Below are 1397 nucleotides of genomic sequence, written 5' to 3'. Positions count from 1 at the left end.
GTTGACCGACGCATGCCGCTGGCCTGGAGCAGCGCCCCGATTACCGAAACCTTGCCCATCGGCAACCTCGCCGCCGTGGCACGGCACTATCCCTGGAGCCAACCGAAAGTCCCGGTGGTGGTGGCACTGGCCGACGCCGAAGGCATGGCCATGGACCTCAGCCTGTCGGTCTCGGCCTACCAGCACCAGTTGCGCGACCTGATGCCCGCCGAGCAACTGCCCCACACCCAACCCGTCCAACCGCCCGAGCAGGAACGCGTGCCGGCGTGCTTCCGGCTGAATGCCGAACAGCTGAGCCCGCAGAGCCGTGATTTTCACCACCGCAACCTGGTGGGCATGCTGCTGAACAAGACGCTGGAGAGCCTGTACCCGAGCGATGCCCCTTCACCGGAACTGGCCGCGTTCCGGCTCGGCACGGAGCGCCGGGGGCCCGCCCTGTCGCCCGCCGAGTCGCATTTCCAGGCCCTCACCCACAAGGACTACTCCCCCAATGGCGCACGCCTGGCACAGCGCCTGGACCTGGACAAATACCGGCGCTTTCTCGCCGAACGCGATGAGCTGGGGCGACGCCTTGCAGCACTGCGCAACCAGGCCTTGCAAGCCAGCAACGATCATGACGCCTGGCTGGCAACGGCTGAACCCGCGCATCTCGATAACCCCTACAGCCTGGCTGCGGCCTTGGCCTGCTACGACCGCGACGAGATCGTGTCGTCCCGCGGGCTGGAAATTTCCCTGGCGCTGCTGATTCACCCCATGGGCCAACCGACGCCGGGCGCCGAAGACCAGGACCGGCGACTCAAGCGCCTGGAACAGTGGCTGGACCAGCACGACAGCCCGTTGTACACCGCCCTGGCACCGTTCAACCCGTTCAAGGACAAGGCGGATTCGGTCGGCAGTGTGTTTGGCGCCAGCGACAACGTGATCGAAGGGTTGGCCGGTCGCTTCCCGGCCATGGCCGACATCACCGACCTCACGGCGCAATCGGTGAATACCGTGGTGCTCAAACGCCTGCGCGGGCAAACCCGCTGGGATGCCAGTCACGGCCTGCGCCAGCAGGTGTTGCTGGCGGCGCGTGAGGCGAATGCCGAGAAGGCGCTGGGGCTGTTGGCAGCACGCTACCGGATCACCGAACAGGCCATTGCGGAAAACCCGTTCAGCCAAGAGGTGGAGAAGTACCTGAAGAATGGCATGGCGCAGGTTGAAGAGATGAAGCAGCTGCGCATTTCGGGAAGCCGGACGGTATCGATCGAACTGACCACCACCGCGCGGGTGAAACCCAACTTTCTCGGGTTGCTGACCTCGGGCGGTGGCGGTGGTTTGAACGCGGGGATGCTGTGGTTCAACGTGATTTCGCTGAAGACGGCCTACAACAGCCTGCAGAAGAGCAATGCACCGGA

Annotated in this window: 1 protein-coding gene; it reads left to right on the top strand. The window is 64.9% G+C overall.

Annotation, left to right across the window (positions count from 1 at the left end):
* On the top strand, nt 1–1397 hold a 1397-nt coding region (locus ACFY9W_RS29055), incomplete at both ends, for a T6SS effector BTH_I2691 family protein (protein WP_391138294.1).

The organism is Pseudomonas sp. NPDC008258 (assembly GCF_042956345.1).
In the GTDB taxonomy this organism is placed as follows: domain Bacteria; phylum Pseudomonadota; class Gammaproteobacteria; order Pseudomonadales; family Pseudomonadaceae; genus Aquipseudomonas.
Note: the sequence above shows the minus strand (reverse complement) of the source record. Positions and strands in the feature narration are given on the sequence as shown.